This is a genomic window from Avibacterium paragallinarum (assembly GCF_900450705.1).
In the GTDB taxonomy this organism is placed as follows: domain Bacteria; phylum Pseudomonadota; class Gammaproteobacteria; order Enterobacterales; family Pasteurellaceae; genus Avibacterium; species Avibacterium paragallinarum.
Genome location: NZ_UGHK01000002.1, coordinates 1,422,982 through 1,446,572, shown reverse-complemented (window position 1 = coordinate 1,446,572; position 23,591 = coordinate 1,422,982). Strand labels below are relative to the sequence as shown.

Sequence of the window (23,591 nt, the reverse complement as noted above, 5' to 3'; positions counted from 1 at the left end):
TTCAAGTAAGTCTTTTTACTCAGACTTTTTCAATTTAATCAGAAAGCAGTTCTATTACTCTCACCACTCCCTCATTAGCTTGAAAGTCTCTTCAGTTTTCAGCTTGTTTTTACATTGTTAAAGAGCAAATCGCGAAAAATTCGCTTTCTATGGCGTCCCCTAGGGGATTCGAACCCCTGTTACCGCCGTGAAAGGGCGATGTCCTAGGCCTCTAGACGAAGGGGACAACATAGAAAGCGTCTCTCTGCTTTATTAACGTGCGGTGTGATTTTAAGCCATTTTCTCATATCGCTAGTTTCTTCAACACCATCACTATTCCTTTCTTTGCTTCTTATTGTCTAACAACCATCACGACAATCTGTGTGAGCACTCATCTATTCTATTTGGTAAGGAGGTGATCCAACCGCAGGTTCCCCTACGGTTACCTTGTTACGACTTCACCCCAGTCATGAATCATACCGTGGTAAACGCCCTCCCGAAGGTTAAGCTATCTACTTCTGGTACAACCCACTCCCATGGTGTGACGGGCGGTGTGTACAAGGCCCGGGAACGTATTCACCGCAACATTCTGATTTGCGATTACTAGCGATTCCGACTTCATGGAGTCGAGTTGCAGACTCCAATCCGGACTTAGATGCACTTTCTGAGATTCGCTCCCCCTCGCAGGCTCGCTTCCCTCTGTATGCACCATTGTAGCACGTGTGTAGCCCTACTCGTAAGGGCCATGATGACTTGACGTCATCCCCACCTTCCTCCAGTTTATCACTGGCAGTCTCCTTTGAGTTCCCACCCGAAGTGCTGGCAACAAAGGATAAGGGTTGCGCTCGTTGCGGGACTTAACCCAACATTTCACAACACGAGCTGACGACAGCCATGCAGCACCTGTCTCTAAGCTCCCGAAGGCACTCCCGTATCTCTACAGGATTCTTAGGATGTCAAGAGTAGGTAAGGTTCTTCGCGTTGCATCGAATTAAACCACATGCTCCACCGCTTGTGCGGGCCCCCGTCAATTCATTTGAGTTTTAACCTTGCGGCCGTACTCCCCAGGCGGTCGATTTATCACGTTAGCTACGGGCACCAAGCCTAAAGCCCAATCCCCAAATCGACAGCGTTTACAGCGTGGACTACCAGGGTATCTAATCCTGTTTGCTCCCCACGCTTTCGCACATGAGCGTCAGTAGCTTCCCAAGGGGCTGCCTTCGCCTTCGGTATTCCTCCACATCTCTACGCATTTCACCGCTACACGTGGAATTCTACCCCTCCCTAAAGTACTCTAGTAAACCAGTCTGAAATGCAATTCCTAAGTTAAGCTCGGGGATTTCACATCTCACTTAATTTACCGCCTGCGTGCCCTTTAAGCCCAGTTATTCCGATTAACGCTCGCACCCTCCGTATTACCGCGGCTGCTGGCACGGAGTTAGCCGGTGCTTCTTCTGTGGCTAACGTCAAATCAGTGTGCTATTAACACACCAACCTTCCTCACCACCGAAAGAACTTTACAACCCGAAGGCCTTCTTCATTCACGCGGCATGGCTGCGTCAGGGTTCCCCCCATTGCGCAATATTCCCCACTGCTGCCTCCCGTAGGAGTCTGGGCCGTGTCTCAGTCCCAGTGTGGCTGGCCATCCTCTCAGACCAGCTAGAGATCGCAGGCTTGGTGAGCCTTCACCTCACCAACTACCTAATCCCACTTGGGCTCATCTTATGGCAGGTGGCAAAAAGTCCCACCCTTTAATCTTCCGATTCTATGCGGTATTAGCCATCGTTTCCAATGGTTATCCCCCTCCATAAGCCAGATTCCCAAGCATTACTCACCCGTCCGCCACTCGTCAGCATTGAAAGCAAGCTTTCAACCCGTTACCGTTCGACTTGCATGTGTTAAGCCTGCCGCCAGCGTTCAATCTGAGCCATGATCAAACTCTTCAGTTTAATCTTTCTCAATTCGTACACTAACAAAGCTCTGTGATTTCATTTAAAATCACGATGAATTTCAGTTACGCACTCATTGTTTATAAATCTTTAATTTTTTCAGAATTCAACAAGTGCCCACACAGATTGTCTGATTGATTGTTAAAGAGCAAAAAAGAACGACGCGAGGTGTACTTTCAAACTGTTTACAACGTCGCGTCGTTGTGTGCGGCGTATTATAGGGATTTTTGAAATCGATGCAAGTCTTTTTTTGCAAAATTTTTTCATTTTTTTGTTGTTTGGTTATTCTCTCAACGTCCTGAGGGTTTATCATCCAATTTTTGCTGAAGAAATGTAAAGTGCGGTCTAAATTTGGGGGGGTTTTTGTACCGCACTTTGTTTCTTTATTTTTCCATTGATAAGATTTTTAATTCGCTAAACACAAATTGTTCAAACACATTAAGTAGCAAATGTTGTTCTTGCGTGCAATAAACCTTATTCAGTTTTGTGCTTTGCCCTGTTACTTCGCCCAAAAGATCTTTTACTCGCTTTGCTATCGCTTTGCTAGGATCAAGAAAATATTTCACTTGAGGCAAACTTGCCATTAGCTCTGATTTCAGGAAAGGAAAATGGGTACACCCCAAAATAACCGTATCCAATGCCAGATCTTCTCGCCAATCTTTGATTTCTAACAAAAGCCGAATGGGATCAACGGGCTTACCTTGCAATTTTTCCTCTGCCATTTTGACTAATTCGGTACTGCCCAGTTTGCTTACTCGGCATTCACTCGCATAATCTTGAATTAACTTGTCCACATAAGGACGTTTCACTGTGCCTTTCGTGGCAAGCAACCCGATGACTCCGCTTTCAGTTTTTTGTGCAGCGGGTTTAATAGCAGGAACTGTTCCCACAATCGGGCAGGTAAAAGCCTCACGCAATGCGGGCAACACGACCGTGCTTGCGGTGTTGCAAGCGATAACGATGAGATCCAGCGGGTAATCCTGTTCAATTTTTTTACAGATCGCAACACAGCGTTCAATGATGGCTTGCTCTTCTTTTTCAGAATAAGGAAAAAATGCGTTATCGAGGCAATAAAGATAGTGGCAATTTGGTAGCAGCGTTTTCACTTCGCGATAGACACTTAAACCGCCGATGCCCGAGTCAAAAAAAAGAATGGTTGGTGAATTTATCATTAATTATTGAAAATCAAATTGATGTTGCGGCGATCTTATACCTTCGCTCGCTATATCTCAAGCAAAAGGCTCGCGTTACGCATTGGAATAAATGGTTTTCTCATCAAGCCAACGCTGAATTAAAGCTTCAGAAAGTTGGGGATATTTCACGATCATTTCTCTGGCATAATGTTGTACAGTTGGGATCATTTTACGATCACGCATTAAATTCGCCACTTTAAATTCGGCAACGCCCGTTTGTTTTGTGCCTAACACTTCCCCCGGCCCACGAATTTCCAGATCTTTTTCCGAAATATAGAAGCCGTCTTGGCTTTCACGCAATACTTGCAAGCGTTTTTTCGACACCTTACCAAGCGGAGGCTTATACATTAAAACACAGAAAGATGCCGTACTTCCGCGCCCAACTCGACCACGCAACTGGTGAAGTTGAGATAGCCCAAGGCGTTCGGCATTTTCAATAATCATCAAGCTGGCATTCGGCACATCTACACCCACTTCAATCACGGTGGTTGCTACCAACACATCTAACTCGGCGGCTTTGAAACTTGCCATAATTGCTTGTTTTTCTGTCGCTTTCATACGCCCGTGTACTAATCCGATGCGTAAGTTTGGAAGTGCTTTACTGAGATCTTCCCATATCGCCTCCGCCGCTTGTGCCTCCAAGACCTCGCTTTCGTCAATTAAAGTACACACCCAATAGGCTTGGCGTTTTTCATTCATACAGGCGTGATACACACGGTTTACAATTTCTCCGCGGCGTTCTTCGGACACCGCAACGGTGGTAATCGGCGTTCTGCCTGGTGGTAATTCATCAATAATTGAGGTGTCTAAATCAGCGTAGACCGTCATGGCTAAAGTGCGAGGAATGGGCGTTGCGGTCATAATCAGCTGATGTGGATAATTTCCTGATTTTTCGCCTTTTTCCCGCAGCATTAGCCGCTGATGAACGCCAAAGCGATGTTGTTCATCAATGATCACCAATGCTAAATCGTGAAATTCCACATCTTGCTGAAATAGAGCGTGCGTGCCGACAATCATTTGCACTTCACCCGCTTTCATTTGTTCAAGTACCGCTTGGCGAGCCTTGCCTTTCACTTTTCCTGCCAGCCAACCGACTTTGATGCTCAAAGGCCCAAACCAATTTTGGAAATTGGCAAAATGCTGTTCTGCCAAAATTTCTGTTGGTGCCATTAATGCCACCTGCTTTTGATTATCAATCGCCACCAAGGCAGCCAACGCGGCAACAAGGGTTTTTCCTGAGCCAACATCGCCCTGCACTAATCGCATCATTGGATAAGGCTTTTGCAAATCCCGCTCAATATGCTGCGCCACTCGGCGTTGTGCATTGGTGGGGCTGAAGGGTAAACACTGTAAAAAGCGTGATTTGAGATCCGTTTGATATTGCAAGGGCAGTACAAAAAACTGCTGAATATTTGACCGCACTTTTTGCATCGCCAAATTATGTGCTAATAACTCTTCAAAAATTAACCGCACTTGTGCGGGGTGTTGCCCTTTTTCCAACATTTCCAACGACACATCTGGCGGTGGACGATGTAGAAAACGGATCGCCTCTTTCAAACTGTATGGATAAGGATTAAATTCATCAGGCAAAATTTCGGGCAACTGCACTTTATCTAACAGTGCCAAGGCTTGATCGGTGAGCTTCCGCAAGGAATTTTGTTTTAGCCCCTCCGTTGTGGGATAAATCGGGGTGAGGGTTTCCGCCATTATCAAGGGAGTATCATCACGCAGAATTTGATATTCGGGGTGATGAATTTCTGCCATAAAGCGACCTCGTTTAATCTCGCCAAAGGCTTTCACTTTCGTTCCCACTTGAAAGCTGTTTCGCATTGCGGCATTGAAATTGAAAAAACGTAAGGTCAGCTTCGATGTACCATCAGACACCACGACCGTTAAAATCGGACGGCGACCAAATTGCACTTCGCAGAGCTGCACAACAGCACTAATGGTGGCATATTGTTCGGGGCGAAGATCGATAATGGGTGTAATTCTTGTGCGATCTTCATAACGGCTTGGTAAATGGAAAAGCAGATCTTGCAGATTATTAATCCCAATACGGCTGAGTTTCGCTGAAATCGCTGTTCCCACGCCCGATAATGTCGTGAGGGGAACTGCACCTAAAACGTCCATAGCCATTATCGGTTGCCACTATCGGTTAATGTTACGCTCAATACTGACAAAACCGGGAATGGTTTTAATTTTACGCATAATTCGCCCTAAATGATGGGTGTCTTTTGCCGTGAGCAAAACCACAATTTGATATAAACGCCCGTCTTGCTCTTCTGTCCAAATGCTATGAATATTGCTATCCATTGCGGAAATATTGGCTGTGAGATTTGGCAACGTTCCTTGCTGGTTGATCATTTCGATCCGCAATTCCGTTTCAAATTCCACTTTATTATCACTTTGCTCCCAAGTTACTGGCGTGTAATGTTCTGGGCTGTCTTTGCGATTGCGTAAATTTGAACAAGATTCGTGATGCACCACTAAGCCTTTTCCTGTGCTAGCATAAGCCACAATGGGATCCCCCGGGATCGGGTGGCAACATTGTGCAAAGGTGGTGAGCAGCCCCTCGTTCGCATTAATAGCAAACAAGGTTTTGTTATTACTGCGATCGCCATCAGTGTCAATTTCAATGCTTTCACCCAATAAGCGATATGCCACCACCGCACTCATTTGATTGCCAAGCCCGATTTCCGCGAGCAAATCTTCAAAGGTATTGAGTTTTAGCTCATTCAATAAATCGGTAATGCGTTGCGGGGCAATGTCCGCTAAATTATGCGGTAATAATGCGTTAATAAGCTGGCGTTTCCCCAACAAAATCGCCGTATCTGAACGCAAGCTTTTCAACGCGTGGCGAATATTTGTGCGTGCTTTCGCGGTTACCACAAAATTCAACCAGCCCACATCAGGCTGTGCTGTCGGTGCGGTGATAATTTCAATGGTTTGTCCTGACTGCAACGGCTGAGAAAGCGGATAAGGCTTGCGATCCACATTCGCAGCAACGCAAGCACTGCCAATATCAGAATGCACGGCATAGGCGAAATCCACAGGCGTTGCCCCCACTGGGAGTTCAACAATGCGTCCTTTTGGCGTGAAAACATAAATTTCTTTCGGAAAAAATTCTGATTTGACACTTTCAATAAATTCAAAGGAATTGCCCGCACTTTGTTGAAGCTCAATCAAACTTTGTAGCCAACGCTGAGCACGAATTTGTGCGGTGGTGCTGTCATTTTTGCCACCTTGTTTATATGCCCAATGTGCCGCAACCCCCATTTCTGCCATTTGATCCATTTCTTCCGTACGGATTTGCACTTCCACCGGCACGCCATGAGGCCCAATCATAGAGGTATGCAACGACTGATAACCATTGGCTTTCGGTACGGCGATATAATCTTTAACTCGCCCTGGACGCGGTTTATATAAATTGTGCATTTGCCCAAGTACACGATAGCACGTATCCACCTCTTTCACCACCGTGCGGAATGCGTAAATATCCATAATCGAATGGAATTGCTGATCTTTCAACCGCATTTTCTGATAAATGGCATAGAGATGCTTTTCTCGTCCAAACACACGGGCTTCAATGCCGATGTCATTTAAACGCCCTTTGATCTCCGCCGCAATGCGTTCGATCATATCTTTTCGATTTCCGCGTGCGATTTGGATCACTTTTTGCAACACCGCATAACGCTGTGGGTGCATTGCTTCAAAGCCAAGATCTTCCAATTCATTTTTGATATGTTCGATCCCTAAACGATGGGCTAATGGGGCATAAATTTCAAGGGTTTCTTTCGCGATACGGCGGCGTTTATCGGGACGCAACGCCCCGAGGGTTCGCATATTATGGGTGCGGTCAGCCAATTTGATTAGCACAACGCGAATGTCTTTCGTCATCGCGAGGATCATTTTGCGGAAGTTTTCTACCTGTGCCTCTTGGCGGGTGCGGAATTTTAGCTTATCTAGTTTAGAAACGCCCTCTACGATCTCCGCCACACTTGCACCAAATTCCTGTTTTAATTGCTCTTCGGTGTAAGGGGTATCCTCAATCACATCGTGCAACAAGGCAGCCATTACCGCTTCGTGATCCAATCGCATTTCCGCAATAATGGACGCAACGGCAACGGGGTGCGTGATGTAAGGTTCCCCGCTTGAGCGAGATTGCCCTTCGTGAGCATCTCTTGCGATGACAAAAGCACGTCTGACTAATTCAATTTGCTCAGGCGGTAAATAGCCTTGGATTATGCGTTCTAAACGTTCAAATAAGTACAAGGGACACCTAACTTTTCTTCAACTTTTATGGCTACTGATAAAAATGAAACAAAAAATGACCGCACTTTGACATTAAGAGGATAATAACGACACGGCGTGATGCTGTTGCATTTCTTGCTCTAGCATATCTTGACGTTCGTGTGCGTTCATAATCTCGTTGTTGATTAAGCCTTTTTCGATTTCACGCAATGCGATAACCGTTGGCTTGTCATTATCTTCTGGGACTAAAGGTTCACGCAAATGTAATTGCAACTCTCTTGCACGGCGAGCCGCGGTTAAAATTAAATCAAAACGGTTACCAATTTGCTCTACCGCATCTTGCACTGTTACATGAGCCATAAATTTACTCCAGTTAATTAAACATTATTCTTGAATATAAGGGGATTAATGATACTAAAATGTCAATTATTTTGCCAGTAATTGATGAATTAAAGCGAGATTTTGCGATTGCTGATAACGCGTGGTTAGGCATTCGGCACGCAAAATATGTTGCAGATCGGCGATCGCTTGCTCAAAGTCATCATTGATAATCACATAATCATATTTATCATAATGGGACATTTCACTGGTGGCTTTTGCCATTCTATCGGCGATCACCTCCGCACTATCTTGCCCACGCCCCACTAAACGGCGTTCCAATTCCTCGACAGAGGGCGGCAAAATAAAAATGCTTTTCACCGTCGGCACTTTACGGCGAATTTGCTGAGCCCCTTGCCAATCAATATCCAAAAACACGTCAATGCCTTGTGCGAGGCTTTTTTCAATGGTCGGTAACGATGTGCCATAATAATTACCGCCAAACACTTTGGCATATTCTAAAAAGGCTTCCTGCTCGATCAAACGCTCAAATTCGTCCACGCTAACGAAATGATAATGCACGCCGTCCACCTCCCCAGGACGTGGCGAACGTGTGGTATGTGATACCGACACTTTCATTTCTCGCCCTGTATTTTTTTCTAACAACGCCGCAATCAGCGAAGATTTGCCCGCTCCACTCGGGGCCGAAATGATATAGAGATTACCTTGGCTCATACGTTATCCTTCTTCTTTCAACTTAATAAGGACAATTATGCCGACAAATCCGCAAAAAATCATTAATAAAGTGCGGTGTTTGATCTGCACCCCAAAAGTTGGACTAAATAACCAACTGATTAAGGTGCAGATTTTTTATGACTAAATATACTCAACGTTTCAAACAACAAGTGCTCGACTTTTATCATCAAAATGGAAAAAACCGTTCGCTTACTCGCCAGTATTTTCAGCTTCCCCAAAGCACGTTAGCACGTTGGATTGCGAAATTTAATCATAATGGAATCAATGGATTAGCTGTGTTAGGTAAAAAACGATGTTATTCTGTTGAGTTTAAATTAAAGGTTATTCAAGCTATCAAAAAAGGCCAGTGCTCCGCTGAAGCCGCCTGCTTTCGCTTTGATATCCCCAGTTCAGGGATAATTAGTCAATGGTTGCAACGCTTTGAAAAACAAGGTATAGATGGGTTATTACTCAAACCTAAAGGTCGTCCAAGTATGAAACTCAACTCACCTAAAATGCCACCAACGCCCAAAACAGAAGAAGAACGCTTGCGTTACCGAATTTTGGAATTAGAAGCGGAGAATGCAATGCTAAAAAAGTTGCAGGAACTCAACCAACAAAAAATGCAGAAAAAGCCGTCATCGTAAATGCCTTACGCTCGCGTTTCCCGTTGGAATTGTTACTCAGGCTAATCGGATTGGCACGCAGTTCGTTCTTTTATCATCTCAAGCCAAAGTCGGATAAAAATGTAGCGATTTCACAGAAAATAGAGGAAATTTATCGCAAAAATGACGAAAATTATGGTTATCGTCGAATTACCTTGGAATTAAGGAAATACTTGATTATCAACCACAAAAGGGGGCAAGCGATAATGCAACGTTTGGGGTTAAAAGGAAAAAGTAAGCAGAAAAAATATCGTTCTTACCAAGGCAAAGTGGGACACATTGCCGATAATCTGTTGCAACGGGATTTTACGGCAACGATGCCGAATGAGAAGTGGGTAACGGATATCACCGAGTTCAAATGTGCGGAAGGCAAAGTGTATTTATCGCCGATTAAAGACTTGTTTAATAACGAAATTATTGCTTATGATGTGGCGAGAAGTCCGAATTTTGAGCAGATAACTAGAATGTTGACCCAGGCGGTGAACCGATTAGCGGGGGAAAAACCGATACTGCATTCCGACCAAGGATGGCAGTATCAAATGATGGGTTATCGGGAGATATTGAAAAAACACGGTATTACGCAAAGTATGTCGAGAAAAGGCAATTGCCTTGATAATGGTGCGATGGAAAGCTTTTTCGGGCGATTGAAGACGGAATGTTACTTTGGCAAGCGGTTTGAAACCTTTGAACAGCTTGAAAAAGTGATTCACGAGTACATTCATTACTACGACAATGAGCGTATTCAAGTGAAGCTCAAAGGACTAAGCCCTGTGGAATACAGAACTCAGTCCTTGAATGAAATTAGAATATAGTCTAACTTTTTGGGGGCAGATCATTTTTTGAGGCAGTTTTTTAGCCTACAAAAACCCCCAATTCTCAAGGCAATAGAAGCCCCAAAGTTTGATGTAGATCACAAAATGTTTTGCTGTTTTCGCACGAGTTAGTTTCATCCAGTAAAAAAAGCGTGCTATAATCCCGCCGACGATAAATAGAAATGATTTCTATGACACGTAACCGTTTTGTTTAACTTAAATTATAGGTGAAAAACTTATGGCAATTAAAATTGGTATCAATGGTTTCGGCCGTATCGGTCGTATCGTATTCCGTGCAGCACAACAACGTGATGACATCGAAGTAGTAGGCATCAACGATTTAATCGATGTTGAATATATGGCATATATGTTGAAATATGATTCAACTCACGGCTGTTTCGATGGCACTGTTGAAGTGAAAGACGGTCATTTAGTGGTGAACGGTAAAACAATCCGTGTAACTTCTGAGCGTGATCCTGCAAACCTTAAATGGAATGAAATCGGTGTTGATATCGCTGTTGAAGCAACTGGTATCTTCTTAACAGATGAAACTGCTCGCAAACACATTGAAGCTGGTGCAAAAAAAGTTGTTTTAACTGGTCCTTCTAAAGATGCGACTCCAATGTTCGTAAACGGCGTAAACTTTGATACTTATGCAGGTCAAGACATCGTTTCAAACGCATCTTGTACAACAAACTGTTTAGCACCATTAGCAAAAGTAATTAACGACAAATGGGGTATCAAAGACGGTTTAATGACAACTGTTCACGCAACAACTGCAACGCAAAAAACCGTTGATGGCCCATCAGCAAAAGACTGGCGTGGTGGTCGCGGTGCGGCACAAAACATTATCCCATCTTCAACAGGTGCAGCAAAAGCAGTAGGTAAAGTAATCCCTGCATTAAACGGTAAATTAACAGGTATGGCGTTCCGTGTTCCTACACCAAACGTTTCTGTAGTTGATTTAACTGTAAATCTTGAAAAACCAGCAACTTATGATGAAATCTGTGCAGAAATCAAACGTGCCTCTGAAAACGAAATGAAAGGCGTTTTAGGCTATACTGAAGATGCCGTAGTATCAACAGACTTCAACGGTTGTGCATTTACTTCTGTATTTGATAAAGAAGCTGGTATCGCATTAACTGATACTTTCGTTAAATTGGTTTCTTGGTACGATAACGAAACAGGTTATTCAAACAAAGTATTAGATTTAGTAGCACACATTCACAACTACAAAGGCTAAGAAAAACCTTTTTAAAATTAAACCGCACTTTTAAAGTGCGGTTTTTTATTTCTTGAATTTTTACTCGTCTTATAAAATACAAAATAAAACAAAGCAACAAGCCAAAGTCTGTATAAATAATATGGGGCTGTCCTAGATAACTAGACTAAACTCCCTTTAACCAATTGTTTTAAAATAGAAATTTGACTTTTTATGTTGCTGTAATTAAAACGCCATTCACATTCCTTTAAATAAAGCTCAAAATGCGCTTTTGGGATACCATTAAATTTTCGTAAATGGCGTTTTGCTTGGCTCCAAAAATTCTCAATTCCGTTAATGTGGTTATGATTTTCAGCAAAATGTGTGCTGTGATTGATACGAAAATGACTAAATTCACTCACATCAAGCACGTCATAACTACGATAATTATCGGTGTAAACAATACTATCAGGCTTTACCTGCTCCCGAATAATGGGTAACAAGGTGGCAGATTGCGTATTTGGAACCGCAACGGTATAAACCTTGCCATTGCGCTTGAGAAGCCCGAATACCGCAATTTTCCCTGCCGCACCACGACCACGTTTGCCTTTGCGAGCACCGCCAAAATAACTTTCATCGGCTTCAATTTCACCTTCAAACATCTCTAAGTGAAGGCTGTTTTGATAGATGAGTTGGCATAAACGATGAAAGTAATATGCGGCAGTCGTTTTGTTTACATTGACTAACTCTGCTGCTGTCCTTGCAGTAACACCTGCAACAAATAGCTCAATGAGTTTATTTTGTTTGTGCTGACTTAGACGACTTTTTCTCATTGGTTCATTCTAACCTAAATAGATTTTTTAGTTGTTATCTAGGACAGCCCCAATAATATAGCAAAATGGTATGATTCAGTATTATTTTAAAATAACGCTGTTCAAAAAGACCTAACAATAGGTTAGGTCTTTTTTATGAAGAAAATAAATTAAAGAATATCCAACAATTCCACTTCAAACACTAATGTGCTAAATGGTGGGATTGATGCACCAGCACCGCGTTCGCCGTAGGCGAGGTTATGAGGAATGGTGAGTTTCCATTTTGAGCCAACTGGCATCATTGAAAGGGCTTCAACCCAACCTGGGATTACGCCACTTACTGGGAATTCCGCTGGCTGACCGCGTTGCACGGAGCTGTCGAATACCGTGCCGTCTGGCAATGTTCCTGTGTAGTGAACGTGTACTTGATCTTGTTTGCTTGGAATTTTGCCGTTACCTTCCACTAGCACTTCATATTGCAAGCCCGAATCGGTAACTTTTACGCCGTCTTTTTTTGCGTTCTCGGCTAAATAGGCTTTGCCTGCTTCCTCAATCTGCTTAAATTGAGCTTTAGCGGCTTCGGCAGCCTCTTGTTGAAGTTGTTGTAATGCTTGGCTGACTTCGTTGAAATCAATCGCAGGCGGGTTTTGATTTAATGCGTCAAAAATCCCTTTCGCAACCGCTTCTGCTTTAACGGCTAATTTGCTTTCGACTAATTGCTGACCGATTTGTAAACCGATACCATAGCCACCTTTAGCAGAAACATCATCTAAAGACACTTGATTAAAAAATTGTTCTGACATTGTTTTTTCCTTTTATTGAATAAATAAATTTTATCGCGACGATGTTGGAGTTAAGCCATTAGTGCTTTTTATAGCCCAACACTTCTCCCATATGCACAGGCACATCAACGGCTAACTGTTCCGCGAGGGTGATTTTATCCGCTTGGAATAAGTTAATCACCGTTGAGCCAAGTTGAAACGCGCCCATTTCTTGCCCTTTGGCTAATTTCACCGCGTTATCGCCCTCGTACGTCCACACTTTTACTTCATTGGCTCGTGGTGGATTAATCACCCCCGCCCATTGTGTACTAATGCTCGCTGTGATGGTTGCCCCCACTAAAATTTGTACCATTTGTCCAAATTCGGTATCAAACACACAAATCACGCGTTCATTGCGAGCAAATAAATTGGGAATATGCTCCGCTAAGAACGGGTTCACGGAAAAAAGCACGCCCGGCACATAAATCATTTTGCGTAATGTGCCATCGCAAGGCATATGTACACGGTGATAGTCGCGTGGTGAAAGGTAAGTGGTGGCGAACTCACCATTTTTAAAGGCCTCAACTAATTCTTCGTCATTAGCAAGCAAATCAGCGAGGCTAAAATCCTGTCCTTTAGCTTGTAACAAACGATCATTATCAATATGCCCTAACTGGCTGATGCAACCATCAGCAGGCAAGCAAAGTGCGGTCGGATTTTCATCGATTTTTCTTGCACCGTCCGCTAATGGGCGGATAAAAAATTCATTAAAGGTGGCATAATCGTTAAAATTAGGTTTTGCCGCCTCTTGCATATTCACTTGGTATTTTTTGGCAAATAATTTGATAACAAAATGGGTTACCACGCCCCAACTCTGCTTTGCAAACCAACCTGCCAGCTGGGTTAAATAAAGTTGCGGCATTACATATTGAAAGGCCACTTTTACACGTTGCCAATACGTTAAAGGCATTTGCGTTTTTAATGTCATAAGGTTTTCCTTTGTTAAAATGGAAGGGCGATTATATCAACTTATCCTACTTGTGCAACGATATGCGGATTTTGCCTTGATTTATCAAAAGAATGGGGGTAGTGTTCGTTTTCAATTAGAAAGGCGTAGGGCGACCTATGTATTTGCCCGTAAAGCGGATAATGATATACGGACGGACACACTGGTTCGTCCCTACGATAAAATGATAGGTATAGCAACTGTATTCCGCTAAAAAGCAAAAATACAAATTCGTTAATTAAAGTGCGTGAGCGTCCCATTGCGAGTCATCGCGGACAATCGCATTTAAAATGGTGAGAAGCTTACGCATACAGGCGTTAATCGCCACTTTGAACGCCTTACCATTAGCACGTAAGCGTTCGTAAAATTGTTTGAGTTTAGGCTCAAAACGCACACAAACAAATGTTGCCATATACAGTGCATTTCGTACGGCTTTGCGACCACCTGAACAGCGGCTTTTCCATTTGGTGTTGCCACTTTCTTTAGGATGGGGTGCAACACCAACAAGTGAAGCGATTTGTTTATGTGTGTATTGACCTAACTCAGGCAACATTGACATCAAAACGGCTATTGTTTGTGTACCCAACCCTTTGATGTCTTTAAACTTTTTTATTGTATCGTCAAAATGTTTGAGATGCTGTTCGATTTCCCTATCCAGCTCATCAATACGCAGGCTGAGATAGTCGATATGCTGTTCAACACTGAATACTTGTGTGGAATGAACTTGTTCAAGGCGGTTTTTCTCCGCAAAACGCATTTCAACAAGCTGATTACGGCGTGAAACAAGGGCTTCAAGCTGTTCCTGCTCGGGAGTGGGTGGTATGTAAAGCTGCTGTGCTACATTATCACGCATTGCGAGCATTTGGGCGTAAAAAGCCAACATTTTGGCGTCTTTATTGTCGGTTTTTGCTAGTGACTGCGACATCGCAAACTGATTGGTTTGTCGCGGGTTGGCAATCACCACACGAAAGCCTGTGCGGTGGAGTGCTTTAGCTAATGGGAGTTCAAGCCTACCGGTGCTTTCAAGGACAATTAAGTCCACACTGAAACGACGTAAATACTCAATGGTATGTGCAATCCCTTTCGGGTTGTTGGTTTCGGTTTTTGTTCGTTTTTGGGTAGAAAGCCCAATGACGAAATGACGTTTAGCAACATCAATACCACAATAAGTTTGTTCATTCATCATTAACCTGCCTTGCATTCGGGTTTAAGTCTGGCAACTGTTCGGTTTTTTGGTGAAATGTTATCTGCTCTCATTGCTACAACTCGGTTTGTTGCCTGGGGCGGACGCGAGATGCAGATAACGGGGTTTTGTTGCTATTTTATATTAATTTTAATATACAAGGGGTGCACCTATGTGTGCACCCAAAAAATTAATGATTATTACGGACGGACACGTAGGTCCGTCCCTACAAAAAATGATATGAGATGCGGGCGAATACATCGTTCTCCCTAAAGTTTGCAGGAATAACAGGTTAAAAATGCAAGAACAAACCCTCCTCAATATCGACAAAAACCACATCTGGCACCCTTATTCATGTCTGAATAGTAATGCACCGATGTTTGCGGTGGAGCGTGCGGACGGGGTGGAAATCACGTTGAAAAATGGCAAGTGGCTGATTGACGGAATGTCTTCTTGGTGGGCGGCGTTACACGGTTATAATCACCCGAAATTGAACCAAGCGGCGAAGGATCAACTGGATAAAATGAGCCATATTATGTTTGGCGGTTTTACCCACGATCCCGCTGGTGAATTGGCTTCTCGCTTGGTGAAATTATTACCTCAAGGGCTAGACAAAATTTTCTTCGCCGATAGCGGTTCTGTGGCGGTAGAAGTGGCGATGAAAATGGCGGTGCAATATCAGCAAGCTAAAGGGGAAAGCGAGCGTTACAAGTTTGCCACCATTCGTTCGGGCTACCACGGCGACACTTGGCACGCAATGTCGGTGTGCGATCCGATCACGGGTATGCACAGCCTATTTGCGAAAGGCTTGCCCGTGCAGTATTTCCTCCCACAGCCTAAAACCCCTTTTGACGGACAATGGCAAGAGGCAGATATTCAGCCATTAAAGGATTTACTCGCCGAAAAGAGCGGTGAAATTGCTGCCTTAATTTTAGAGCCCATTGTGCAAGGGGCAGGCGGAATGTATTTTTATTCGCCGACTTATTTGGAAAAAGCCCGCACCTTGTGTGATGAATATGGCGTATTGCTGATTTTTGATGAAATCGCCACGGGCTTCGGGCGAACAGGGAAATTATTTGCCACCGAATACACCAATATCAAGCCTGATATTATGTGCTTAGGCAAAGCCCTCACAGGCGGTTATTTAACCCTTTCTGCCACTATTACCACCGCTCACATAGCAGAAACCATTTGTAACGGCGAAGCAAAATGTTTTATGCACGGACCAACTTTTATGGGTAATCCACTGGCTTGTGCCATTGCTTGTGCGTCCATTGATCTTTTGTTAGAAAGTGATTGGCAAGGCAATGTACAACGCATTGAGCAACAATTAAAAATGGAACTTGCCCCTGCAAAATCCTTCAAGGCGGTGAAAGAGGTGCGTGTTCTGGGGGCGATTGGCGTGTTAGAAATGAAAGAACCTGTGAATTTGAACATTTTACAGCCAAAATTTGTCGAAAAAGGCATTTGGCTACGCCCTTTCGGGCATTTGGTGTATATTATGCCTCCTTTTATTATTTCGGCAACCCAGCTCAGCCAGCTCACGCAAGGCTTATTGGCAGTACTCAAAGAGGTTTACAATGAATAATCATCTCGCTGATTTTGCACAAACACTGGCAGAACTCAAGGCGATTGGGCAGTTTCGTCAGCTTCCCCAGTTAGATCATCAAGGCAAAATGATCGTCAAAGACGGACGTACAATGCTCAATATGTCCTCTAATGATTATTTAGGTCTTGCCAATGATGACGCATTGAAAAGCGAATTTTTAAAAAACTATGGCGAAAACCTACCGCACTTTACTTCCTCTTCCTCAAGGTTACTCACGGGATCTTTCGCCATTTACGAACAGCTCGAAAGCCTAATGGCAAGCCGATTTGGACGTGAGGCGTGCTTGCTGTTTAATAGTGGCTATCACGCCAACATCGGCATTTTGCCTGCGGTGGCAAATAAGAAAACCCTAATCGTGGCGGATAAACTGGTTCACGCCAGTATCATTGACGGCATTCGTTTGAGCGAGGCGGATTTTGTTCGCTATCGGCATAATGATTTCAATCACTTAGAAACCTTATTAACAAAACATCAAGCCCATTACCAACGAATGATCATCGTTACCGAAAGCATTTTCAGTATGGACGGTGATGTGGTAGATTTACGCCAGCTTGTAGCGTTAAAACATCGCTTTGGCAATGTGATGCTTTATGTGGACGAGGCCCACGCCATCGGGGCTTATGGCGACACGGGATTAGGCATTGCGGAACAGCAAGGTTGTGTGCAAGAGATCGATTTTTTAGTTGGCACCTTTGGCAAAGCCCTCGCTTCAATGGGAGCGTATGTGGTGTGCGATCAACTGCTAAAAGATTACTTAATCAACAAAATGCGACCGCTGATTTTTTCTACCGCTTTGCCACCGATATGCGTTGCGTGGACGGCATTTCTGTTTGAAAAACTCCCACACTTTGCTACGCGTCGCCAACATTTACATCAGATAAGCGAAAAAGTGCGGTGCTTTTTTCGCGAGAATTTAGCCCAATCGATTCTGAGTGAAAGCGGTATTATCCCTTATATTATCGGTGATAATCAAAAAACCGTTGCCACCGCCCAAGCCTTGCAACAACAGGGCTATTATTGCTTGCCGATTCGTCCGCCAACTGTGCCACAAGGCACATCGCGAATCCGCCTTTCTTTAACGGCGGATATGAGCGAGCAAGAAGTGGACGCTTTTCTCACTTTGTTACAGGAATTTCAGCAATAAATGCAAACCACATTGATTAAAACGGCAGAAAATAACAAACAGCTAATCCTTTATTTTGCCGGCTGGGGAACGCCTGCCAGTGCGGTGGGACATTTAACCTTGCCCGAAAACACAGATTTATTATTGTGCTATGACTATCAAGATCTGCATTTTGAGCAGGATCTTTCCGCCTATCAGCAAATCCGCCTTGTGGCGTGGTCAATGGGCGTATGGGTGGCGGAACAAGTGATGGGACAACTGCCTCTCATCAGTGCCACAGCCATTAACGGCACGGGAAAACCTTGTGATGACGAAATGGGTATTCCGCAAGCGGTGTTTGTTGGAACGCTAGAACAACTTAATGAACGTAATTTAACCAAATTTCAACGCAGAATGTGCGGTGATAGCGACATTTTTCAGCATTATCAAAAATTGGCGGAGCAACGCGATTGGCAAAAAGTGCATTCAGAATTGACCGCACTTTATCACGCTATGCAACAAACTCAGGGGCGGCAAAGATCAATACAATGGACAAAAGCTATTGTGGGCGAAAAGGATCGCATTTTCCCCGTACAAAATCAGCTTAGCTTTTGGCAAGCCTACCAAGCGGAGCGAGTGCATATCGCCGAAGAGCAACGCATAACAAATAAAAGTGCGGTGCAAAATGAGGCTGAATTTTCTCTACAAACCTTAGCCTTGCCTCATTATCCATTCACCGCATTTCAACACTGGACTGAATTATTTTGATGAATAAGGTGGATAAATCTCGTGTCGCACAATGCTTCACCCAAGCCTTGCCGACCTACGACAGCCAAGCCCAAGCCCAGCAGCGCATTAATCAGCAACTGCTCGCTTTGCTATTACAAAGTGGGGAAACCGCATTTGAGCGAGTGTTAGAAATCGGCTGCGGCACAGGGCATTTAAGCCGATTGCTGATTGAGCATTTGCAAGTAAAACATTGGGCATTCAATGATTTGTGTGAGGTAACCAGCCAGCTTAACGCCTTGTTGCCACAGGGCAATTTTACCTTTTATCAGGGCGATGGGGAAAGCTATCCTTTTCCGCACCATTATGATCTTATCGCCTCTGCCTCGGTCGTGCAGTGGTTTGCCAATCCGCAAGGCTTTGTGCAAAAATGTGCGGGCTTACTAAAACCGCAAGGGCAGTTATTAATCAGCACGTTTGCCGAACAAAATTTGGCAGAAATTCGCCATTTAACGGGTGTAGGATTGGACTATCCCAGCCTCGCACAATGGCAAGAATGGTTGCGTGCAGATTTTGAGGTTAAGGCATTGTTTCAGCAGGGAATATCGCTCTATTTTTCCTCTCCCCTTGCGGTATTGCAACATCTTAAAGCAACGGGGGTAACGGGAACGGGGCAGGGGCGTTGGACAAAAGGGCAACTGCAACAATTTATCGTGGATTATCAACAGCAATATCAAAATGAGCAAGGTAAAGTGCGGTTGAGTTATCAGCCTGTTTTTATATTGGCACAGAAATTAAGCTAGAGAGGAAAAATGGCAGGACAAGTGTTATTTGTATCGGGCATTGATACGGACATAGGCAAAACCATTGCCACAGGTTGGTATGCGAAAAAACTCGCGGAGCAAGGCTTTTCCGTGATCACGCAAAAAATGATCCAAACGGGCTGTGAAAACATCTCAGATGACATCGTGCAACACCGTAAATTGCAAGGCATTGATTTACTGCCCGAAGATCATCAAGGGCTAACTTGCCCCTATTTGTTTCGTTATCCTTGCTCGCCCCATTTAGCCGCTCGTTTAGAAACCCGTGAAATTCGCACCGCACTTATTCAGCAAGCCACCGCACAGCTTGCTGAGCGTTACGATTATGTGCTACTCGAGGGCGCGGGCGGGTTGTGCGTGCCTTATGATGAACAACACACCACCCTCGATTATGTGGCACAACAACAATACTCGCTGATCTTGGTAACATCAGGGAAATTGGGGAGCATTAATCATACCCTGTTGAGTTTATTGGCTTGTCAGCAATATGCAATCCCGCTACACGCCTTGATTTATAACCGCTATCCCCTTGCCGATGAAACCATTAATCGGGAAACCGAGCGTTATTTGAAAAATTATTTTCATCAGTATTTTCCGCAAGGGAAATTTCTTGTGTTGGAAAAACAGGAACAAGGTTAGCAAAGGAGAAATTCGAGTTTTTCGCAGAAAAAAAGCGAATTTCCTTTGACTAATTGCACATCAAAAGGTAATATTCACGCCCTATGAAAAAGGTAAAATTACCCATTACAACCGATCCAGTGAAAGATGCTCAACGTCGATTGGATTATGATGGCTACTATGCGATCAACCAATTAACGCGTTTGGCAGAATCAGTGGAGAAAGTGCTCAGCGATGCACAGGTAACATTATCATTTTTCATTGATCCTCAAAAATTAGTTGTAATGAAAGGCAAAGCCAGCGTAGAGGTGGAACTTATTTGCCAGCGTTGTGATAAGCCTTTCACACAAGTTTTAGAAGCGGAATTTGCATATAGCCCAGTTTCTAATTTGGATCAAGCTGACGCGTTACCAGAAATTTATGAACCTATTGAGTTTAATCAATTTGGCGAAATTGATTTGTTGGCAACCGTTGAAGATGAACTCATGTTATGTCTGCCTATTGTGCCGATGCATTCATCTGAACACTGTGAAGTGTCCGTGGCTGAACAGGTTTTTGGCGAATTGCCTGAAGAATTGGCAAAAAAACCGAACCCGTTCGCTGTATTAGCTAGTTTAAAGCAAAAGTAAATTTAGGAGTATAGCCAATGGCTGTTCAACAAAATAAAAAATCTCGTTCACGTCGTGATATGCGTCGTTCACACGATGCCTTAACTACTGCTGCTGTATCAGTAGATAAAGCAAGTGGCGAAACCCATTTACGTCATCACGTTACTGCTGACGGTTATTACCGTGGTCGTAAAGTGATCAACAAGTAATTACTTTTTATAAGGTAAGCACTTGAGCCGTCTAACCCTTGCGTTAGATGTGATGGGCGGGGACATTGGTCCCCGTATTACTATCCCCGCATCAATAAAAGCGTTGGAACAAGATCCGATGCTTTCTCTTTTATTGTTTGGTGACAGCCAGCAAATTCTTCCATTATTAGAAAATACACCACAAAGCATTCAGAATCGCATTAAGCTGTGCCATTGCTCCAAAGTGATTGATAATCATCAAGATTTTACTTATGCCTTACGCAATAGCAAAGGCTCGTCAATGCGTTTAGCCATTGAAGCGGTGCAAAAAGGCGAGGCACAAGCTTGTGTGAGTGCGGGGAATACGGCAGTTTTAATGGGGCTTGCCAAAATTTTATTACAGCCCTTAAAAGGCATTGCACGCCCCGCGTTGATCTCCGCGATCCCAACCATCAATGGCGATCGTTCAGTAATGTTAGATCTCGGGGCAAATATTGAGTGCAGTGCGGAAAATTTGTATCAATTTGCCTTGATGGGGGCGATTTTTGCCGAAAATTGCCTTGATCTAGTGTTTCCACGCATTGCATTATTAAATATCGGGATTGAAGAAATCAAAGGGTACAAATCAATTCGTGATGCTGCAGAAATGCTGAAACAAAATCCGACTTTAAATTACATCGGTTTTATTGAGGGGGATTTGTTGCTCAATGGCAAAGCGGACGTTATTGTGAATGATGGCTTTGTAGGCAACGTGGCATTAAAAACCTTAGAGGGCGCAGCAAAGAATGTGATTTCTTTATTCAAAGGCAGTCCCACATTGAATAAAACAAATCATATTTTAAAACCGATTTTGCGTTGGTTTGTGCACACATTCTTGTTGAAAGGAAGTTATCAATGCTTGAAACAAATTAACCCAGATCAATACAATGGCGCTTCATTAATTGGCTTAACTGCTGTTGTTGTGAAAAGCCACGGCAGTGCCAATATTGAAGGGTTTGCTTATGCCATTGCCGATGCTGCACAGCAGGCAAGACAGCAAATTCCCGCTAAGATCTTAGCTGGCTTACAAAAATAGTCGCTTTCAATTTATTAATCATTAGACATTGTTATGTATAGTAGAATTTTAGCCACTGGTAGCTATGCACCAGAAAAAATAAGAACCAACGCCGATTTAGAAAAAATGGTGGACACCTCTGATGAGTGGATCACCACACGTTCGGGCATTAAAGAACGCCGTATTGCCGCAGCTGATGAAACTGTCGCAACAATGGGAGCGAATGCCGCACGAAAAGCCTTAGAAATGGCAGAGATTGATCCCCAAGACATCGATCTTATCGTGGTGGGAACAACCACTAATTCCCATTCTTACCCGAGTGCCGCGTGCCAAATTCAAGGGCTTCTTGACATTCAAGACGCGATTTCCTTTGATGTCGCCGCAGCTTGCACAGGCTTTGTTTATGCCTTATCCGTTGCGGATCAATTTGTACGCACGGGGCAAGTGAAAAAGGCACTGGTGATTGGGGCGGATTTAAATTCTCGTCATCTTGACGAAACCGATCGTAGCACAGTGGTGCTGTTTGGCGACGGGGCTGGTGCAGTGATTTTAGAAGCCAGTGAAAAGTGCGGTGTGATTTCAACCCATTTACACGCTTCCCCAGATACCGAAAACGCCTTGCTACTTCCACAGGCACAACGTGGTGATGAGCAGTCTGGCTATATTTCAATGCAAGGCAATGCCACTTTTAAATTAGCGGTGAGCCAATTAGCCAATGTGGTGGAAGAAACCCTAGCCAAAAATCAATTAGACAAAAAAGATCTCGACTGGCTCGTGCCACATCAAGCCAATTTACGCATTATCAGTGCCACAGCAAAAAAATTAGAAATGGAAATGTCGCAAGTGGTGATCACGCTCGATCGTTATGGCAACACCAGTGCGGCGACCGTGCCAACTGCCCTTGATGAAGCGGTGCGAGATGGGCGTATTCAACGCGGACAACTGTTATTATTAGAAGCCTTTGGCGGTGGTTGGACTTGGGGTTCAGCACTGGTTCGTTTTTAACTTTATTTGCTAGAATAGCAATTCCATAAAAAATAGGATAAAACAATGAAAAAATTTGCAATGGTTTTCCCCGGACAAGGCTCGCAAGCGGTCGGAATGCTTGCCGAATTAGCCAGCCAATTTCCTGTGGTAGAACAAACTTTTCAGCAAGCCTCAGAAGTGCTTGGCTATGATTTATGGCAATTAGTGCAACAAGGCCCCGCAGAAGAATTGAATAAAACGTGGCAAACCCAACCCGCACTTTTAGCCGCTTCAGTAGCGATTTATCGTGTATGGCAACAACAATATCCAGATTTAAAACCAAGCGTAATGGCAGGCCATAGCCTTGGCGAATATTCTGCCTTAGTTTGCGCAGGTGTCATTGATTTCCAAGATGCCATTAAATTAGTGGAATTACGCGGAAAATTAATGCAACAAGCCGTGCCAGAAGGCACAGGTGCAATGTATGCCATTATTGGTTTAGATAACGAATCAATCATCAAAGCTTGCAAAGACGCCGAGCAAGGCGAAGTGGTTTCAGCGGTGAATTTCAACTCTCCGGGTCAAGTGGTGATTGCGGGAACAAAAGCGGCGGTAGAACGTGCGGCTGCAGCCTGTAAAGAAGCAGGGGCGAAACGTGCTTTACCGCTTGTGGTGAGCGTGCCTTCTCATTGTGCATTAATGAAGCCAGCCGCAGATCAACTTGCAGTTTCTTTACAAAATATCACCCTCAAAACCCCTGAAATCGCGGTGATCAACAACGTTGATGTGAAGACTGAAGAAAAAAGTGATGAAATTCGCACCGCACTTATTCGCCAGCTTTACAGCCCTGTGCGTTGGACGGAAACGGTGGAAAAAATGGCACAACAAGGCATTGAGGTTCTCATTGAAATTGGGCCAAACAAAGTGCTGACAGGCTTAACTAGCCGTATTGTGAAAGAGTTAAATGCGGTTGCGGTGAATGATCTTGCGTCTTTAGAAAAAGCAGGAACAATGCTCATTGAAGCCTAATCGCA

21 protein-coding genes, 1 tRNA gene and 1 rRNA gene are annotated in these 23,591 nt (G+C 43.9%); 12 read left to right on the top strand and 11 right to left on the bottom strand.

The features are described from left to right. Window positions 1-150 precede the first annotated feature (150 nt). The 7 genes from DXZ23_RS11970 to gmk all read right to left on the bottom strand — a co-directional run bounded on the left by DXZ23_RS11970 (window position 151) and on the right by gmk (window position 8,425). Window positions 151-226: transfer RNA gene (locus DXZ23_RS11970), tRNA-Glu, on the bottom strand. Window positions 227-387: 161 nt separating this feature from the next. Next, window positions 388-1,928, bottom strand: a 16S ribosomal RNA gene (locus tag DXZ23_RS11965). 383 nt (window positions 1,929-2,311) lie between these two features. Then, window positions 2,312-3,100: a glutamate racemase gene (gene murI / locus DXZ23_RS11960; RefSeq protein ID WP_017805617.1), complete on the bottom strand. Its 789-nt coding sequence runs from the start codon at window positions 3,098-3,100 to the stop codon at window positions 2,312-2,314. Between the two features lie 75 nt (window positions 3,101-3,175). Next, window positions 3,176-5,257 (bottom strand): ATP-dependent DNA helicase RecG, encoded by a 2,082-nt coding sequence (gene recG, locus DXZ23_RS11955; protein ID WP_017805616.1) that lies wholly within the window; start codon window positions 5,255-5,257, stop codon window positions 3,176-3,178. 12 nt (window positions 5,258-5,269) lie between these two features. Continuing rightward, window positions 5,270-7,393: a bifunctional GTP diphosphokinase/guanosine-3',5'-bis pyrophosphate 3'-pyrophosphohydrolase gene (gene spoT, locus DXZ23_RS11950; RefSeq protein ID WP_017805615.1), complete on the bottom strand. Its 2,124-nt coding sequence runs from the start codon at window positions 7,391-7,393 to the stop codon at window positions 5,270-5,272. Between the two features lie 72 nt (window positions 7,394-7,465). Beyond that, complete coding sequence (rpoZ, locus tag DXZ23_RS11945) at window positions 7,466-7,732, bottom strand: DNA-directed RNA polymerase subunit omega (RefSeq protein WP_017805614.1); 267 nt, start codon at window positions 7,730-7,732, stop codon at window positions 7,466-7,468. A 66-nt stretch (window positions 7,733-7,798) separates the two neighbouring features. Beyond that, entirely contained in the window at window positions 7,799-8,425 is a 627-nt protein-coding gene (gene gmk / locus DXZ23_RS11940; RefSeq protein WP_017805613.1) for a guanylate kinase, read from the bottom strand. 137 nt (window positions 8,426-8,562) lie between these two features. Here gmk and DXZ23_RS11935 point away from each other — a divergent pair. Together DXZ23_RS11935 and gap are read left to right on the top strand one after the other, a co-directional pair. Continuing rightward, window positions 8,563-9,902 (top strand): IS3 family transposase gene (locus DXZ23_RS11935; RefSeq protein ID WP_114995485.1). Its coding sequence is split into 2 segments (ribosomal slippage): window positions 8,563-9,013 and window positions 9,013-9,902, totalling 1,341 coding nucleotides; the frame shifts between segments, so codons are not numbered across the junction. A 238-nt stretch (window positions 9,903-10,140) separates the two neighbouring features. Continuing rightward, window positions 10,141-11,145, top strand: coding sequence for a type I glyceraldehyde-3-phosphate dehydrogenase (gene gap / locus DXZ23_RS11930; RefSeq protein ID WP_017807541.1), 1,005 nt, complete (start codon window positions 10,141-10,143; stop codon window positions 11,143-11,145). 140 nt (window positions 11,146-11,285) lie between these two features. Here the strand turns inward: gap and DXZ23_RS11925 are convergent, their stop codons facing one another. From DXZ23_RS11925 to DXZ23_RS11905, 4 genes are all read right to left on the bottom strand, one after another. Beyond that, window positions 11,286-11,936 (bottom strand): IS1595-like element ISHpa1 family transposase, encoded by a 651-nt coding sequence (locus DXZ23_RS11925; protein WP_017805439.1) that lies wholly within the window; start codon window positions 11,934-11,936, stop codon window positions 11,286-11,288. Window positions 11,937-12,085: 149 nt separating this feature from the next. Further along, window positions 12,086-12,718 (bottom strand): BamJ family beta-barrel-assembly machinery protein, encoded by a 633-nt coding sequence (bamJ, locus tag DXZ23_RS11920; RefSeq protein ID WP_017805609.1) that lies wholly within the window; start codon window positions 12,716-12,718, stop codon window positions 12,086-12,088. 58 nt (window positions 12,719-12,776) lie between these two features. Beyond that, window positions 12,777-13,664 (bottom strand): archaetidylserine decarboxylase, encoded by an 888-nt coding sequence (asd, locus tag DXZ23_RS11915; RefSeq protein WP_017805608.1) that lies wholly within the window; start codon window positions 13,662-13,664, stop codon window positions 12,777-12,779. A 256-nt stretch (window positions 13,665-13,920) separates the two neighbouring features. Further along, window positions 13,921-14,868 carry an IS110 family transposase gene (locus DXZ23_RS11905; RefSeq protein WP_172457181.1) on the bottom strand — a complete coding sequence of 316 codons (948 nt, stop codon included), beginning with the start codon at window positions 14,866-14,868 and terminating at the stop codon, window positions 13,921-13,923. Window positions 14,869-15,163: 295 nt separating this feature from the next. Here DXZ23_RS11905 and bioA point away from each other — a divergent pair, with 295 nt between their 5' ends. The 10 genes from bioA (at window position 15,164) to fabD (ending at window position 23,586) form a co-directional block, all read left to right on the top strand. Then, window positions 15,164-16,453, top strand: coding sequence for an adenosylmethionine--8-amino-7-oxononanoate transaminase (gene bioA, locus DXZ23_RS11900; protein WP_017805605.1), 1,290 nt, complete (start codon window positions 15,164-15,166; stop codon window positions 16,451-16,453). Beyond that, entirely contained in the window at window positions 16,446-17,618 is a 1,173-nt protein-coding gene (gene bioF, locus DXZ23_RS11895; RefSeq protein ID WP_017805604.1) for an 8-amino-7-oxononanoate synthase, read from the top strand. The genes bioA and bioF overlap by 8 nt, the downstream gene beginning before the upstream one ends. A gap of 15 nt (window positions 17,619-17,633) precedes the next feature. After that, window positions 17,634-18,344, top strand: a complete 711-nt coding sequence (locus DXZ23_RS11890; protein ID WP_026138476.1) for a DUF452 family protein — start codon at window positions 17,634-17,636, stop codon at window positions 18,342-18,344. Further along, window positions 18,344-19,105 carry a malonyl-ACP O-methyltransferase BioC gene (gene bioC, locus DXZ23_RS11885; RefSeq protein ID WP_017805602.1) on the top strand — a complete coding sequence of 254 codons (762 nt, stop codon included), beginning with the start codon at window positions 18,344-18,346 and terminating at the stop codon, window positions 19,103-19,105. The genes DXZ23_RS11890 and bioC overlap by 1 nt, the downstream gene beginning before the upstream one ends. 9 nt (window positions 19,106-19,114) lie before the next feature. Then, entirely contained in the window at window positions 19,115-19,762 is a 648-nt protein-coding gene (gene bioD, locus DXZ23_RS11880) for a dethiobiotin synthase (RefSeq protein ID WP_021723765.1), read from the top strand. Window positions 19,763-19,845: 83 nt separating this feature from the next. Continuing rightward, window positions 19,846-20,370, top strand: coding sequence for a 23S rRNA accumulation protein YceD (gene yceD / locus DXZ23_RS11875; RefSeq protein WP_017805600.1), 525 nt, complete (start codon window positions 19,846-19,848; stop codon window positions 20,368-20,370). A gap of 17 nt (window positions 20,371-20,387) precedes the next feature. Further along, the gene (gene rpmF, locus DXZ23_RS11870; protein ID WP_005544470.1) at window positions 20,388-20,558 is read left to right on the top strand and encodes a 50S ribosomal protein L32; all 171 of its coding nucleotides are present in this window, start codon (window positions 20,388-20,390) and stop codon (window positions 20,556-20,558) included. A gap of 22 nt (window positions 20,559-20,580) precedes the next feature. Beyond that, window positions 20,581-21,612 (top strand): phosphate acyltransferase PlsX, encoded by a 1,032-nt coding sequence (gene plsX / locus DXZ23_RS11865; RefSeq protein ID WP_017805599.1) that lies wholly within the window; start codon window positions 20,581-20,583, stop codon window positions 21,610-21,612. Between the two features lie 33 nt (window positions 21,613-21,645). Continuing rightward, window positions 21,646-22,596 (top strand): beta-ketoacyl-ACP synthase III, encoded by a 951-nt coding sequence (locus tag DXZ23_RS11860; protein ID WP_017805598.1) that lies wholly within the window; start codon window positions 21,646-21,648, stop codon window positions 22,594-22,596. Window positions 22,597-22,641: 45 nt separating this feature from the next. After that, on the top strand, window positions 22,642-23,586 hold the full coding sequence (fabD, locus tag DXZ23_RS11855; RefSeq protein WP_017805597.1) for an ACP S-malonyltransferase: 945 nt from the start codon (window positions 22,642-22,644) through the stop codon (window positions 23,584-23,586). Window positions 23,587-23,591: the final 5 nt, after the last annotated feature.